At 72.7% G+C, this 15,647-nt stretch carries 8 protein-coding genes and 1 pseudogene; 2 read left to right on the top strand and 7 right to left on the bottom strand.

Translation table 11 applies throughout. From position 1 onward, the window contains the following. Positions 1-70: 70 nt before the first annotated feature. Positions 71-412 (top strand): chorismate mutase, encoded by a 342-nt coding sequence (locus KBY19_RS14045; protein ID WP_307843507.1) that lies wholly within the window; start codon positions 71-73, stop codon positions 410-412. A gap of 653 nt (positions 413-1,065) precedes the next feature. Here KBY19_RS14045 and KBY19_RS14050 read toward each other — a convergent pair. The 7 genes and pseudogenes from KBY19_RS14050 to KBY19_RS14080 form a co-directional block, all read right to left on the bottom strand. After that, the gene (locus tag KBY19_RS14050; protein WP_185017912.1) at positions 1,066-3,027 is read right to left on the bottom strand and encodes a GMC oxidoreductase; all 1,962 of its coding nucleotides are present in this window, start codon (positions 3,025-3,027) and stop codon (positions 1,066-1,068) included. Between the two features lie 74 nt (positions 3,028-3,101). Continuing rightward, positions 3,102-4,736, bottom strand: coding sequence for a succinic semialdehyde dehydrogenase (locus KBY19_RS14055; protein WP_210965880.1), 1,635 nt, complete (start codon positions 4,734-4,736; stop codon positions 3,102-3,104). 107 nt (positions 4,737-4,843) lie between these two features. After that, positions 4,844-6,321 (bottom strand): annotated as a pseudogene (locus KBY19_RS14060) (serine/threonine-protein kinase). Then, positions 6,318-6,566, bottom strand: coding sequence for a hypothetical protein (locus KBY19_RS37220; protein WP_210965884.1), 249 nt, complete (start codon positions 6,564-6,566; stop codon positions 6,318-6,320). Before KBY19_RS37220 ends, KBY19_RS14060 begins: the two are co-directional and overlap by 4 nt. A gap of 57 nt (positions 6,567-6,623) precedes the next feature. Further along, complete coding sequence (locus tag KBY19_RS14070) at positions 6,624-9,542, bottom strand: protein kinase (protein WP_307843508.1); 2,919 nt, start codon at positions 9,540-9,542, stop codon at positions 6,624-6,626. 266 nt (positions 9,543-9,808) lie between these two features. Beyond that, a complete protein-coding gene (locus tag KBY19_RS14075; protein WP_210965882.1) occupies positions 9,809-12,148 on the bottom strand; it encodes a serine/threonine-protein kinase in 2,340 nt (779 codons plus the stop codon). Positions 12,149-12,376: 228 nt separating this feature from the next. After that, complete coding sequence (locus tag KBY19_RS14080; protein ID WP_185017908.1) at positions 12,377-14,083, bottom strand: glycerol-3-phosphate dehydrogenase/oxidase; 1,707 nt, start codon at positions 14,081-14,083, stop codon at positions 12,377-12,379. 268 nt (positions 14,084-14,351) lie between these two features. On the opposite strand from KBY19_RS14080, the gene KBY19_RS14085 reads away from it, so the two are divergent. Then, positions 14,352-15,611, top strand: coding sequence for a nucleotide sugar dehydrogenase (locus KBY19_RS14085; protein WP_210965883.1), 1,260 nt, complete (start codon positions 14,352-14,354; stop codon positions 15,609-15,611). The last annotated feature ends 36 nt before the right edge of the window (positions 15,612-15,647 follow it).

Raw genomic sequence — 15,647 nt, forward strand, 5'->3', positions numbered from 1 at the left:
TCTGTGTGAGAGAAGCCACATACGAACTTCCCCAGGCGCCCCGGGCCGGTCAGGCCCGGGGCGCCCGTGTGTGTCCGCCGCCGGGTCCGACGGACCGCGGGCTCCCCAAGACGAGGAGCACACCCGGATGACCCCGATGACGACCGGTACGAGCACCGAGACCGCCGTGGAGCCGGAGGCGGTGATCGCCGACCGGCGCAGCCGCATCGACGCGCTCGACGCCCGCCTGATCGCTCTCGTACGCGACCGGATGGAACTGTCCGAGACCATTCAGCAGACGCGGATCGAGTCGGGCGGGCGGCGAGTGCATCTGGCACGGGAGCTGGAGATCCTCGATCACTACAGCTGCGAGCTCGGCGCACCGGGCCGCGAGCTGGCCCGCACGCTCCTGCGGCTGTGCCGAGGTCATTAGGCCAGGTCCGCTCCTGCGGGCCAGGCCCGCTCCTGCGCACCCGGAACCGGCAGCGCCCCTCCCCGGACCGGCACCACCGGCTCCCCGGAACCGGAGAGAGGGCCCTCACCCGTACGGCGCGTGACCGCCCTGCGGGGCCTTCGTTGGACCCGGTGTCCCTGATCTCCGCCGGGCGCCCGGTGGCGAGCGGGGCGGCGTCACCGGAGCGATGAGACACCCGTCCTCCCCGGGAGGGGAGACGCCGGGTGTCGTGGGACCTCGCTCCGGTGCTGTGACCGGACGGCAGGGGACAGCAGCCCGGTCACGACAGCGGCCGGTCCCGGGGACGCTCTGGGCCGGCCGCTCCGCGGCTCTCCCGCGCACCGGGCCCGCACGAGATCTTTGCCAGAACCTGGGAATCCCTCTGCGTCGAAATGGTTGCGCGGGGTGCGGCGGATCCAGCACGATGCAGAGAACCACGCACCAAACCACCTGACCACACGGCCAGTTGGTGGACCGTGGCGGAGTTCCGCCATTGGTTCGACCAATTCGGCGGCGCTTCCCCCCGGCGCCGCCTCAGCACAGGCGCTGCCCTGACGCCGGTGCTGGCCCGAGGGCCCCGCGGCTGCCGCCATCCACCCGGTCGGCGCCCGGGGCCCTTCGTCGTGCCGCGCTCATGCCCTCTCGGGCGCGCCTTCCGCCCTCGTCCGGATACCTTCCACGGCCTGCTCAGCGACCTGCTCAGCGACCTTCTCAGCAGCTTCTTCGGCCGCCTCCTCGGCCGCCTCGGCGGCCCGCTCGCCGTGCGACACCGACACGATCGGCAGTCGCAGCGCCCCGAAGGCGCTCTCGGGCACGGCGGGCCGGGCGGGGGCCACCGGCTCCAGCCGCTGGTACGCGGCGTCCTGCGCGGGACGCGGGTCCGCCTCCCCCTTGTTCGGCCAGAACGACATGGCGCGCTCGGCCTGCGCGGTGATGGTCAGGGAAGGATTGACGCCCAGGTTGGCGGAGACGGCGGAGCCGTCGACCACATGGATGCCCGAGTGCCCGTACAGCCGGTGGTACGGGTCGATGACCCCGTGTTCGGGGCTGTCGCCGATGGGGCAGCCGCCGAGGAAGTGGGCGGTCAAGGGGGTGCCCATCAGCTCGCCGATGTTGGTGCCGGCGAAGCCGTTGATCTCCTCGGCCAGCGCGCTCGCGGCCTCGGCGCTCTCGGGGATGTGCACCGGGTTGGGTGCGCCGTGTCCCTGCCGGGCGGTGAGCATGCCTTTGCCGAGTCCCTTGTCCTTGCGGTAGGTGGTCAGCGAGTTGTCGAGGGTCTGCATGACCAGACCGATGATGATGCGCTCGGACCACTTGCGCGCGGACAGCGACCGCAGGAAGAGCGCCGGGTGCCGCAGGCAGGTGAAGACATGGGCGAGCGCGCGCGGCAGCAGGGTGTGCTGCCGCACCTGGAGGGTGGTCAGGGCGCTCATGGAGTTGGAGCCCTTGCCGTAGCGCACCGGTTCGATGTGGGTGTTGGCGTTGGGGTGTACGGAGGAGGTGATGGCGACGCCCTTGGTGAAGTCGGGTCCGGCCTCCTCGCCCCACTTCTTGCGGTACCTGCGCGGCACGGTCTGCGCGCCCACCAGTGCTTCGGAGTTGGTGCGGGTCAGCTCCCCCAGCCGGGGCGAGAGCCGGGGGAGGGTACCGGCGTCCTTGACCCGGTGCAGCAGTTTCTGGGTGCCGTAGGTGCCGGCGGCCAGTACGACGTGCCGGGCCCGCAGGATGTGCGGCCTGGCGCCGCGCCGGTTGCCGTACCGCCTGCCGCCGGCGGACTTGTCGGTGCGTACGGTCAGCACTTCGTAGCCGTCCGCCTCCCTGCCCGGGGTGCGCTCCCTCAGGCCCACGACGGTGGTCAGCGGGCGGATCTCGGCACCGGACCGCTCGGCGAGGTGGAGGTAGTTCTCGTTGAGGGTGTTCTTGGCGCCCCGGCGGCAGCCGGTCATGCACTCGCCGCACTCCACACAGGCGGTGCGGTCGGGGCCCGCGCCGCCGAAGTACGGGTCGGGGACGGTCTCGCCCGCGGTCGTGCGCACCGTGCCGTCCGCGTCCTTGCCGTCGCCGAAGAAGACGCCGACGGGCGCGAGATGGAAGGTGTCGCCGTAGCCGAGACGGTCGGCGGCGGCCTTCAGATGGACGTCGGAGGGCGTGGTGGTCGGGTTGAGGCGGACGCCGAGCATCCGTTTGGCCTGGTCGTAGTAGGGCGCGAGTTCGTCCCGCCAGTCGGTGATGTGGCCCCACTGGCGGTCCTCGAAGAACGGCTTCGGGGGCACGTAGAGGGTGTTGGCGTAGTTGAGCGAGCCGCCGCCCACCCCGGCGCCCGCGAGGATCATGACGTTGGCGAGGAGGTGGATGCGCTGGATGCCGTAGAGCCCGAGGGAGGGCGCCCACAGGAAGTTCTTCAGGTCCCAGGAGGTCTTGGGCAACTCCTCGCGGGTGAAGCGCCGGCCGGCTTCGAGCACGCACACCCGGTAGCCCTTCTCGGCCAGCCGCAGCGCCGAGACCGCGCCGCCGAAACCGGAGCCGACCACCAGCACGTCGTAGTCGAACGGGTCTGCGTCCGACCGCTTTCGAGCAGGGTTGGGTAGGGACACGAGTACCTCCGGTTCTGCGGTGACGGTGCGGAAGGGGCCCCGTACGCGGGGGCAACGGCCGAGGGGTGGACGGTTCAGCGGAAGCGGAGCGCCTTCAGCGCCTTGAGGGAGCGGGACATGAAGGCGGCGTACGCCTCGTCGCTCATGCCCAGCGACGGGGCCATGGGCAGCACCCGCTGATGCGCCACCGTCTGCGGCTCGGTGTACTTGAGGATGCCCTCCGAGCCGTGCCGGCGGCCGAGTCCGGAGTCGCCCATGCCGCCCATCGGTGCCTGGGCGCTGCCGTAGGCGGAGGCGTAGCCCTCGTTGACGTTGACGGTGCCGGTGCGCAGCCGGGCCGCGATCTGGCGCGCCCGGCGGCCGTTGCCGCTCCACACGCTGGAGTTGAGCCCGTAGGAGGTCGCGTTGGCGAGCTCGACGGCCTGTTCGACGTCACAGAAGCGATAGACGGAGACGACGGGACCGAAGGTCTCCTCACCGCAGACGGCCATCGCCGGCTCGACGCCCTCCAGCACGGTGGGCTCGTAGAACAGCGGACCGATGTCGGGGCGCGGCCTGCCGCCCGCCAGCACGGTGGCCCCCTTGTCGACGGCGTCCGCCACATGCTGCTCGACGGTGCGCAACTGCCGCTCGGAGACGAGGGAGCCCATGTCGGCGCCGTAGGCCAGCGAGGCGCCCAGCCGCAGGGCCCGGGTGCGGGCCACGAAGCGTTCCAGGAAGGCGTCGGCGACGGACTCGTGGACGTACAGCCGCTCGATGGAGATGCACAGCTGCCCGGCGGAGGAGAACGCGCCGCGTACCGCGCCCGCCGCGGCCTTGTCGAGGTCGGCGTCCTCCAGGACGAGCATCGCGTTCTTGCCGCCCAGTTCCAGTGAGCAGCCCACCAGGCGGGCCGCGGCACGCCTGGCGACCTCCCGTCCGGTGCGGGTGGAGCCGGTGAAGGAGATGTAGTCGCCCCGGTCGGTGACCTCGGGGCCGATCACCGGGCCCTCGCCGAGTACGACCTGCCACACGTCGGCGGGCAGTCCGGCCTCGATCAGCAAATCGCGTGCCCACAGCGCGGTCAGCGCGGTCTGTGTGTCGGGCTTCATCACGACGGCGTTGCCCGCCGCGAAGGCCGGCAGCGCGTCCCCGACGGACAGCTCGAAGGGGTAGTTCCAGGGGGCGATCTGCCCGACGACTCCGCGCGGGTGGCGCAGCTCGGTGACCTTGGTCAGTGCGGGTATCGCGCCGGTGTGCCGCTTGGGCCGCAGATAGGAGGGAGCCTTGCGGCCGTAGTGGCGGGCGGCGACGGCGACCGCCTGGACTTCCTCGTGCGCGTGCAGCCGGGCCTTGCCGGTCTCCAGCTGGATGAGGTCCAGGACCTCCGACTGGCGGGCCAGCACCAGGTCGTGGAAGCGCAGCAGGATCGCGGCGCGCTGCCGTACCGAAGTGGCCGCCCAGTCGCGCTGGGCCGTGCGGGCCTCCTCGAAGGCGGTGGCGACGTCCTCCGGGGTGGACTCGGGCAGCTCCGCCAGCACCTCCCCCGTGAAGGGGGAACGGCTGCTGGTCTTGCCACTGCCCACCACGTCACGGGTCAGCGCGGCGACGAGTGCGGGAGTGACCACCTCGGCCGCGGTCCGGGCCTTCTCGGGGGCGGCGGCCACCGGATTGCCGGGGGCCTGCGCAGTGCTCGACGTGGGGCGGGTGCTGTCCTGCGAGTCCGTCATGCGAGTGAGCGTACGACCACGGGCGCGGGCTCGTATACCCAGCGGTAACCGCTTTTCACGGAATCTGCCAGTGATTGCTGGCAGAGCGGAGAGCGGCCGACGGTTCCTTACAGATCATTGATCTTGAGGGACTCCTTCGCCTCCTGGTAGACGGCCTCGCCGTCCTCGCGCGACGTGCCCTTGGCGGGCATGTCCACATACAGCCGCCAGCGGACACCGTCGTCGTTGACGTAGACCAGCTCGTGCCGGAACTTCATGGGCGCCTCGGGATCCCCGACATCCGTCTTGGGCCGGTAGGTGGTGGACACCTCCGCCGCGTCCTCGCCCTGCTGCTTCGCCTCGGTGACCCGCGACTCCACCTCCAGCATCGTCTCGTCGTAGCCCTCCTCGGCGCCGTCCTCGTAGAAGCCCTTCCAGAAATTGGCCTCCAGGAGAGAGAGTTCTCCTTGACGTCCTTGTTGCCGCGGCTCAGCTTGAGGGAGACGACGTTCCCCGGATCGGTGAAGGCCACCTCGTCCTCGTTCGCGCTGCGCTTGTACGCCTCCGGCACCGCGAGCGACGCCCGCACCCGCGCGTCCTCGTTCCGCGTCGTGTAGCCCTCCGGCGCCTGGTCGGCGGTGGAGACGAAGAACAGCGCGAGTGCCGCGACGATCGCGAGCACCACGCCGCCCGTGCCGAACTGCCAGCCGCGACTGGTGCGCAGCTTGCCGCCCAAGCCGCGCAGCACCCGGACGAGAGCACTACCCCCCTCCGGACCCGGCACCGGCCGGGCGGCCTGCGGCGGACGGGCCACATCCGCGAGGGTCTGCCGTACCTCCGCCGCGTCCGGACGCAGCGCAGGCTCCTTGCTCAGCAACCGGGTGAGCAGCATCCCGAAGGCGCCGGACCCGCTCAGCGCGCGCCGGGCGCTGAGGTTCGGCGGAGAGCACCGCCTGCAAAGTGGCGGGTGAGTTGGAGCGGCGGAACGGCGAGACGCCCTCGACCGCCGCGTACAGCACGACGCCGAGCGACCACAGGTCCGACTCGGGACCCGGCCGCTGCCCCAGCACCCGCTCGGGCGCCACGAACTCCGGCGAGCCGACGAACGCCCCCGCCTCCGTGAGCCCCTGTTCGCCCTGCACCTGCGCGATGCCGAAGTCGGTGAGCACCACCCGGTCGTAGCGGCCGAGCAGGACGTTGTCCGGCTTCACATCACGGTGCAGCACTCCCTTCTCGTGCGCGGCGTCCAGCGCGCCCGCCACGGCGAGCCCGATCCGGGCGGCCTCGCGCACATCGAGGGTGCCCTCGTTCAGCACATCGGCCAGCGACCGCCCCTGGACCAGCTCCATGACGATTCACGGCTGCTCGTCCTCCACGACCACGTCATGGATGGTCACCACGGAGGGGTGGTCGATCCGCGCGGCGGTATGCGCCTCACGCCGCATCCGTGTGTACATCGTCTCGCGCTCGCGCCGGGAGAGATGGTCGGGCAACCGCGGCTCCTTACCGCCACGTCCCGGTCGACCACCTCGTCGTGGGCCCGCCACACGGTGCCCATACCGCCGTGCCCCAGCCCGGCCGTGAGGCGGTAGCGGCCGCCGATCAGCCGCCCGGAGCCCGGGTCGCCGCCGGCCCCGGCCGAGGGGGCACGGCGACCTCCGTCGGCTCGTACGCACCGGGCGCCGACGGCCGGGGAGCACCCGAGGGCGGGGAGAACGGCGCGGAGCGCGGGGACGGCGGCGACGACTGCTGCGGCACTCCGGCGGGCGGCTGCCCCCCGGGGTGTGCGGCGACGGGCGGTCGCAGCCCGTAGCTGGTCGACTCGTCCAACCGGTCCCCCTCGTTCGTCATGCACCCACCATTACCCACCGGCAGCGCGGTCGCCAGTTCGTTCACGAAGCTGTGACGTCAACGCGCCCGGGTGACGCGGTAGGTGTCGGCGACCGCCTCGAAATGCCGGTCTATCTGCGCTTTCCGGCCCTCGGAGCCGACTACGAGCAGCACGTGGTAGCGCCCGTCCAGGATCATCGCCCGGTTGCGGGCGTACATCTGACGCCCGCCGTCCTCGCGCCAGCTGAAGGTGCCCTCCGCCATCGCCGTGTCGCCCACGTCGATACGCCGCAGCCCGCGCGTGCTCGCCCAGTCGGAGGCGCGGTAGGCCGACAGCTCCGGCTCCTTCTCGCCCTGGTAGGCCATCGGGTCCTTGCCGAACTCCCCCGTGCTGTCCCGGCCGTTGGCCAGCACCATCTCGACCCCGCCGCCCGGGGACCCTCCCGGGGAATAGCGCACCTGTCCGCGCCCGTCGACGGGACGGCGGTCCCACCCCTTGGGCACGGCGATCCGGAACCCGGCGGGGTCGCGGCTGATCCGGTAGCCCTCGGGGGCCTCGCCGCTCTCGTCGCCGCGGTCGCTTCCCGCGCCCTTGTCGCCGGGCTCGCCGCTCTTCTCGCCGCCGGACTTGCCGTCGGACTTGCCGTCGGGCCTGCCCTCGCCCGTCGGCTTCGGCGCCGGTTCGGGCTTGTGCTCCTCGGGCACCACGACCGAGCCCTTCCGGGCGCCCTTCCCGCCCTCGTTGTCCGGCAGGAACAGCACGACGAACGCCACCGCCGCCGCCATGCCGAGCAGTATCAGAACCAGTACCAGCAGCCCCAGCCGCCGTGGGCCACCACCGCGGTTCGGACCGCGGTGCCGCTGCACCGGCTCGGGGTGTTCGACCTGCACGGGCTCGACCCGCGGCTGCTGCTCCGGTTCGCGGCGCGGTGTCCGGCCCGCGCCGGCCGCCCGCTTCGCCCGCCGCCGTCTGCGCACCAGCTCGCCGCGCCGCCGCACGATCGGCAGCCGATGCGGGTCGGCCGGGCCACCGGCGTCCGGAGTGAGCGGCGCCGTGACGGTCCGCAGCCCCACGTCCGGCTCCGGCGCCGAGCGGATGATCGAACGCAGCCAGCCCCGCAGCTCCTCGACGTCCGGCCGCTCGGTGGGATCCTGGCGCATCAGCGACTCGACCACCGGACGCAGCGGCCCGCAGTCCTCCGCGAACGCGGGCGGCTCCGCGCACACCATCTGCACCAACTCGGCGGCGCTGTCCTCGGGGTAGGGCGCGTGGCCCTGCACGACACGGAAGAGCAGCACGCCCAGCGACCACAGGTCGGCGGCCGGGCCGACGGGCGGCGCCAGCCGCCAGTTCTCGTACACGGGCCCCGCCTGCTCCGGTGCCCAGCGCTCGGTGACCGGACCGACGACCGTCATCCGAGCGTGCCGGGCCCGCTCCGCCGCCAGCGCCGTGGCGGGCCCTCGATAGCGGCCGGCCGACGCCTCCGCACCGCCCCAGGGGCCCTCGTCCGGCTCCTCGTACGCTGCCGTAGCGCCCCAGGGGCCGTCGTCCGGTTCCCCGTACGCTGCCTCGCCGCCGCCGGGGACAACGGCGGCGGCGTCTGCGCCTGCTTCTGCGCCTGCTCCTGCGGCTGCGTCCTGGCCGGTGCCGGTTTCCGCCCCGGTGCCGGGCCGGTGGCCGTACGGCAGCGGCGCGCCGTACGGGCCCGCCGCGTGCGGACCGTAGATCTCCTCGCGCCCGACCCCGCGCACATCGCCGTCGGGCAGCGCGTCGGGCAGCACCTCGTCCTCGTCGGACGGCAGCCAGCGCACGTCGTCGTCGAGGGCGTGCCGCGGCCCGCGCCTGCCCGCGGCGCCTCGGCCTGCCACGCCGTCGGCCGGGCTCGTGGACCACCAGTCGGCGGCAGCCTGGCTCCGGAGCCCCTCGTCCCGCCCCTCCTGGGGGCGCCCGGCGTCCCGGGTATCGGCGGCGGCCCGCTGGGCGCCCTCGCGGTACGCGGCTATCGCGCCACGCCGCGCGGCCCGCGCCGAGACCTCGTCGGGGAGGCCGTCACGGCCGGAGGGGCCCTGTCCGCGCGGCCCACGTACGTCCTCCTCCGGCTCGATGCCCTCGAAGCCGAAGATGCCCCTGCGCCGCTCCTGGCCACCGGCCGGACGTACGCCGGGGTGGTGTTCGTGGTGTCCTCCGTCCCGCCCCGGCACATACGAGCCGTCCTCGCGGGCGGTGAAGCCCTCGGGCAGCCGGTGTCCGGTCCAGGTCGCGGGCGCCGGTTCGCCCGCGGCCACGCCGCTCCCGGGCCGGAGCTCGGGGCCTGCCTCCGGCCCGGCCCCGGACTCGGGTCCCCCGTCCGGACCCGCCCCGGGGATGTGCGGAGGGGGCGGAGGCAGCGGATCGTAGCCGCACAGCGCCTCCTCGGCCGCCCCCACCGCGAGGCCGGTCAGCACCGCGTGCCCGTCCTCGCAGATGAGTACGGTGCGAGCGGTGATGTTGCGGTGCACCCAGCCGTGCGCGTGCACGACACGCAGTGCGGCCAGCACATCGGCGGCGATCTCGGCGGCGCGGTGGGCGCCCAGCGGCCGGTCGGCCAGCAGCGTGGCGAGAGGTCTGGCGGGCACCAACTCGCTCACCACCCACAGCCCGTCGTCCTCGACGAAGACGTCGAAGACCTGGTCGAGCCGGGGATGGTCGGGCAGCTGCGCCGCGGCGACGGCCGCCTCCATGGCCCTGCGCACCGCGGGGTCCGCCGGGCGCCGGGTCGCCCGCCCGGCGCTGCCGTGCGGTCCACCGCCGGGGCCCCGACCGGGGGCGCCGTAACCGTCGTCGACCATCTCGGCCTCGACGACCTCGGGCAACGGCACCTGGCGGACGAAGACTTCCTGCCCGCTGGCCACGTCCCAGGCCAGGGACTCGGCGAGTTCGTACGCGTCGGCGGGCGGCACGGGCAGGCGGTAGCGCTCGGCCAACAGCCGACCCGCGTATCCCGCGTTCTCCTCCACGACGCCCTCCCCACCGCGCACGAGACCGCCACTGTCGTTGTAGTTTTCCGCCTCCTCGCGGACAGCTGCGATCCGCGCAGCGACGATCCGCGTCCTTCACGATACGTCCGGGAACCGGCTACGTCACCGCGCCTCGGCCGCCCGGAACACACCTGCGTCGCACGCGTCCGGCCCCGGTGGGCCGTCCGCGCACGGTGAGGCGCGTGCCCGGCGCGTGTGCGCCGGGGTGTGTGCCCGCGGGCTCCCGGTGCGCCGTCGACGGGCCGTCAGGCGCGCGGCTTGAACGTCTTGAACGCGGTCTTCCGGAGCGTCACACACTCCTTCTCCTGCCAGGCGTCCGCCTCGCAGGTGATGAGTATCGCGTAGCCGTTGGCACCGTCGACCTTGAAGCCACGGTTGAGGGCGTGGACCTTCTTGCCGTTCTCCTTGCGCAGGAACTGCCAGTCGGCGACCGTCGGGTAGCCGCGCCACTCGACCTTCTTGATACCCAGCGACTTGTAACCGGGGCTGGAGCCCTTGACCGCGGGCTCCAACTTGCGCCACGCACCGACCGCGTCCGCCCCGGGGCTGCTGGTGTGGTCGATCTGGATCCGCGGATAGCCACCGCCGGACGCGGCGTACTTGCGCCCGGAGTTCTTGCCCGCTATCCCGGCACGCTCGAAGTCGTCGGGCAGTGCGACGGAGAAGTGGAACCGGCCGTCCTTGACCGGGGCGTAGCCGTCGGGCAGCGCGGAGTCGCCCTTCTCGTCGTCGCCGGACTCGTCGTTCTGCCCGCCCCCGGAGGACTTGCCGTCCCCCTCGGCCGCCCCGCCGGTGTCGGCCTGCTCACCCTCTCTGACGCCGCCCTGACCGTCGGCGCTCGTGTCGGCGGAACCGCCGTTGGAGGCGTTGCCGCCCCCACCGCCCGAGTCGTCACCGAGGTTGGCCACGATCAGCACGATCACGAGGATGACGGCGACCACGGCCGCGGCCGCGATGGCCAGCGTCCGCCGTGAGAGGCCCTTGCGCAGTTCGGGCAGCTCCCGCAGATCGCGCAACGAGGTGATCGCGTCGCTGCCGCCGCTCTCCGGCGGCAGCGCCCTGCCACCGCTTCCCGTGCCCGGCACCGGCAGCGGTGCGCCGCCGGATCCGCCGGTGCCCGGGCCCGAGTCGGTCGTCGCCCCGGTGCCGGTACCGGTACCGGTGGCGCCCGAGCCGGCCGCTGCCGCACCCGTCGCACCCACACCCCGGCCGCCGGCCCGCTCGCTCGCGCCGTCGCCCTTCGTGACCGAGTGCCGGCCCGGGGAGGAGGCGGGCGGCGTCGAGGGGCGCGGCGGGCTCGTGGGCGCCGGCGGCGTCGCGGAGGCGCGGGCGGCGGAGGGGGCCGCGCCCTGCGCAGAGCCGCCTCCGTGCCTGGGACCCGAGCGGGTGCCACCGGACGCGGCGCCGCCGGAGCCCTCGCCGCGCGACGGAGAGGACGAACGGGAGCCGGAACCGGAACCGGAGCCGGTGCCCGTACGGCCCGCTGCGCCGGCCGAGCTCGCACCCGCCGCACCGGCACCGCCGGCAGCCGCCGCGTTGCGTACGGACTTGAAGGCCCCGCGCAGCCGCTCGCCGGAACCGGAACCCTCGGAGCGCCGCTTGCGCCTGCCGCCGGTCGTACCGGAGCTGTAGGCGGGGCCGCCGCTCCGCCCCGGGGACGCGGAGCCCGACGGGGCCGGGGCGGAGGACGAGGACGGCACCGGGGGCAGGATGGAGGTACGCTCCGCCGGCCCGTCGGCGTCCCGCCCCGGCGGGCTCTTGTGGCCGTTGGCGACCGGCTCCAGCAGCAGCCGGGCGCCGTCCACATCGAGCCGCTTCTCCGGGTCCTTGACCAGCAGACCGGCGATGACCTCGCTGAGCTCACCCGCGTGTTCGGGGTAGGGGACGGGCTCGGTCATCACCGCCGTCAGCGTCGAGATCGCGGAGCCCTTGTCGTAGGGGGGACGGCCCTCGACGGCGGCGAACAGCAGACCGCCCAGCGACCACAGGTCGGCGGGCGGGCCGGGCGGCTTGCCCCGGGCCCGCTCGGGGGAGATGTAGGAGGGGGCGCCGACCAGCATGCCGGTGGAGGTGACGGACGGGTCGCCCTCGACCTTGGCGATGCCGAAGTCGGTGAGGACCACACGTCCGGTGCCGTCCTCCAGCAGCACGTTGGAGGGCTTGACGTCGCGGTGCAGGATGCCCTCGCGGTGGGCGGCGCGCAGGACGTCGAGGATGGCGAGGCCGACCTCCGCCGCGCGCTGCGGCTCCAGCGGCCCGTCGTTCTTGATCTTGTCGGCGAGGGAGCGGCCTTCGACCAGCTCCATGACGATCCAGGGCCTGCTGTCCTCGTTGACGACGTCGAAGACGGTGATGGCGCTGCCGCTGCGGATCCTCGCGATGGCCTTGGCCTCACGCAGGGTGCGGGTGATGAGCCGCTGCTTCTCTTCCTCGTCGACGCTGGAGGGGAACCGAAGCTCCTTCACCGCGACACGTCGGCCCAGGATTTCGTCCTCGCCACGCCAGACGGTGCCCATACCGCCACGCCCGAGGACACCCCCGAGCCGATAGCGCCCGCCTACCAGCCGTCCCGCGTCCTCGCTCATGAATCCCCTTGTGTCCCCTCTGCGTGAGAGCCCGCCCCCGGCAGAGCCTTCATTGTGAACCATCGCTCTGACAAGACGTGTACGGGGGCGGCACAGTTACACCACAGCCCCACCACTCCTCACGCGGGTTCACACGCCCAACAGCCCTTGCGGGCATGACCAGTCCAACGGGGGACCCACGGCCGGGTCCCCCGCGCTGCGCGGCTCTCCGTAAGGGGGCCGCACCGGCTACACCGGCACGATGTCGGGCGCTCCCAGCCGCGCCGCGTCGGCCGTCTGGTCGTCGGGCTGCAACTGGGACTCGCGCTCGGCCTCGACCCGCTTCTCGTAGTGCTCGACCTCCCGGTCCACCTGGTCCGAGTCCCAGCCGAGCACCGGTGCCATCAGCTCCGCGCACTCGCGTGCGCTGCGTGCGCCCCGGTCGAACGTCTCGATGGAGATGCGCGTTCGGCGCGTCAGCACATCGTCCAGATGGCGGGCGCCCTCGTGCGTGCACGCGTAGACGACCTCCGCCTTGAGATAGTCGTCCGCAGCGGGCAACGGCTCGCCCAGCTTGGGATCCTTCTCGATCAGATCCAGCACCTCTTCGGTCATCGAACCGTAGCGGCCCAGCAGATGCTCGACCCGTGCCACATGCAGCCCGGCCCGCTGGGCCAGGCGCGCCCGCCCGTTCCACAGCGCGTGGTAACCCTCGGCGCCGGCCAGCCGCACCTGTTCGGTGACACAGTCGGCGACCCGGTGGTCGAGCCCGTGCACCGCCTCGTCCACCGCGTCCTTGGCCATCACCCGGTACGTCGTGTACTTGCCGCCCGCGATGACGACCAGACCCGGCACCGGGTGGGCGACCGTGTGCTCGCGCGACAGCTTGCTCGTCGCCTCCGACTCCCCCGCCAGCAGCGGGCGCAGCCCGGCGTACACACCCTCCACGTCGTCCCGGGTCAGCGGCACCGCCAGCACCGAGTTGACGTGGTCGAGGAGATAGTCGATATCCGCGCTCGAGGCCGCCGGGTGCGCCTTGTCCAGGTCCCAGTCGGTGTCCGTGGTGCCGATGATCCAGTGCCGCCCCCACGGGATGACGAACAGCACGCTCTTCTCCGTCCGGAGGATGAGCCCCGTCGTGGAGTTGATGCGGTCCTTGGGCACCACCAGGTGGATGCCCTTGGAGGCGCGGACGTGGAACTGGCCGCGCTCGGCGATCAGCCCCTGGGTGTCGTCCGTCCACACCCCGGTCGCGTTGACGACCTGACGGGCCCGCACCTCGTACTCGCCCCCCTGCTCCAGATCCTCGATCCGCGCCCCGACGACCCGTTCACCCTCCCGCAGGAAGCCGACCACCCGCGCGCGGTTGGCCGCGAGCGCCCCGTACTCCGCCGCCGTGCGCACCAGGGTCGCCACGAAACGCGCGTCATCAACCTGCGCGTCGTAGTACTGCAGTGCACCCACGAGCGCTTCCTTCTTCAACGCCGGTGCCACCCGGAGCGCATGACGGCGAGAGAGGTGACGGTGCCTCGGCAGCCCGCGGCCGTGCCCGGAGGAGACCGACATCGCGTCGTACATCGCCACACCCGTGCCCGCGTACAGCCGCTCCCAGGCGCGGTGCTGGAGGGGGTAGAGGAACGGCACCGGCTTGACCAGATGCGGCGCCAGCCGATCCAGCAGCAGTCCGCGCTCCTTGAGCGCCTCGCGCACCAGTGCGAAATCCAGCATCTCCAGATAGCGCAACCCGCCGTGGATGAGCTTGCTGGAACGGCTGGAGGTGCCCGAAGCCCAGTCGCGCGCCTCGACGATACCGGTGGACAGACCGCGGGTGACCGCGTCCAGCGCCGTTCCCGCGCCGACGATGCCGCCGCCGACCACCAGCACATCGAGTTCGGTCTCGGCCATTCTCGCCAGCGCGTCCGCGCGCTGTTCCGGTCCCAGTGCCGCTGTCCTCACTGCTGCCTCCCAAGCTGCTCGGCTGATGCTCGACTGGTGCTCGCCTGGTGCCTGTCGTCGGGTTGTCGTCAGTTCTCGGACACCGCCCCCGTGGTCCCCCTGTCGATGGTCCCCCATTCCCGCGACTTTGGCCGATCGTCGGCCGTGCTGAGCGCGCAATCCGACTTGTCTGTCATATGGGCTCTTAACCTTAATGCGCGCCGCTCGCCACTCCCGGTGCTGCCCGGGGACGGAACCGGGACGATAAGGGGAAGGGAAGACCGCTGTCATGCCCGCAGATCTCGCCGTGCTGGGACTCGCCCATTCGGGGCTGCCGCTCGCCCAGGCAGCCACGGCGAACGGAATCAGCACCATCGGGTACGACCCCGACCACGCGACCGTCGCCGACATCGGCGCGGGCCGCCCCCCGGGTGACGCGCCGCTGACCGCCGCCGAGGTGCGGCGGATGCTCGCCAAAGGCTTCCGGGCCAGCAACGACCCGGCCGTCCTCGGCCGGGTCCGCACCGCCGTCATCTGCGCACCCACCGCACTCGGACCCAACCGTGCCCCCGATATGAGCGCGGTCCGCACCGCGGCCCGCACCCTGTCCGCACAGCTGCGACCGCGCACCATCGTCATCGTCGAGTCGAGCGTCTACCCCGGCTGCACCGAGGACGTCGTACGGCCCCTGCTGGAAGAGGGCTCCGGGCTGCGCGCCGGCCGCGACTTCCACCTCGCCTGCTCACCCACCCGGGTCGACCCCGGCAACCGCGCCCACGGCTACACCGCCATCCCCAAGGTCATCGGCGGCCTCACCCCCGCCTGCACGGAGGCGGCCGCCGCGTTCTACGGACGGCTCACCAAGGTCGTGCGCGCCCGCGGGCCCCGGGAGGCGGAGACCACCAAGCTGCTGGAGACCAACTACCGGCACATCAATATCGCACTGATGAACGAGATGGCCGTCTTCTGCCATGACTTGGGCATCGACCTGTGGGACGTGGTGCGGTGCGCGGAAACCAAACCGTTCGGCTTCCAGTCCTTCCGGCCGGGACCGGGAGTAGGCGGCCCCGGCATCCCCGTCGACCCCAACTACCTCTCGTACCACAGCCGCTCGCTCGGCTATCCGCTCCGCATGGTGGAACTCGCACAAGAGGTCAACGAACGGATGCCGCGCTATGTCTCACAGCGCGCGGCCGTGCTGCTCAACGAGCACGGCAAGTCCGCGCGGGGCGCGCGGATCCTGCTGCTCGGCGTCACCTACAAACCCGACCTCGCCAGCCAGGAGGGCTCCCCCGCCCGGGAGGTCGCCGGACGCCTCAAGGAACTGGGCGCCCAGCTGAGCTACCACGACCCGTACGTCCACCAGTGGCGCGTCGCGGGGCAGCCCGTGCCCCGCGCGGACGCGCTCTATGAGGCCGCCGCGGAGGCGGACCTCACTCTGCTGTTGCAGAACCATCGCGTGTATGACTTGCAGGGGCTTGCGGCGAAGGCACAGATTCTGCTGGATACGCGTGGCGCCAGCCCCACCGGCGCCGCCCACCGCCTGTGAGGGGCCCAGCCTTGGGCCCCCTCCCCGTTGTTGGGG

It is taken from the genome of Streptomyces sp. B15, from assembly GCF_018070605.1.
Lineage (GTDB): Bacteria > Actinomycetota > Actinomycetes > Streptomycetales > Streptomycetaceae > Streptomyces > Streptomyces smyrnaeus.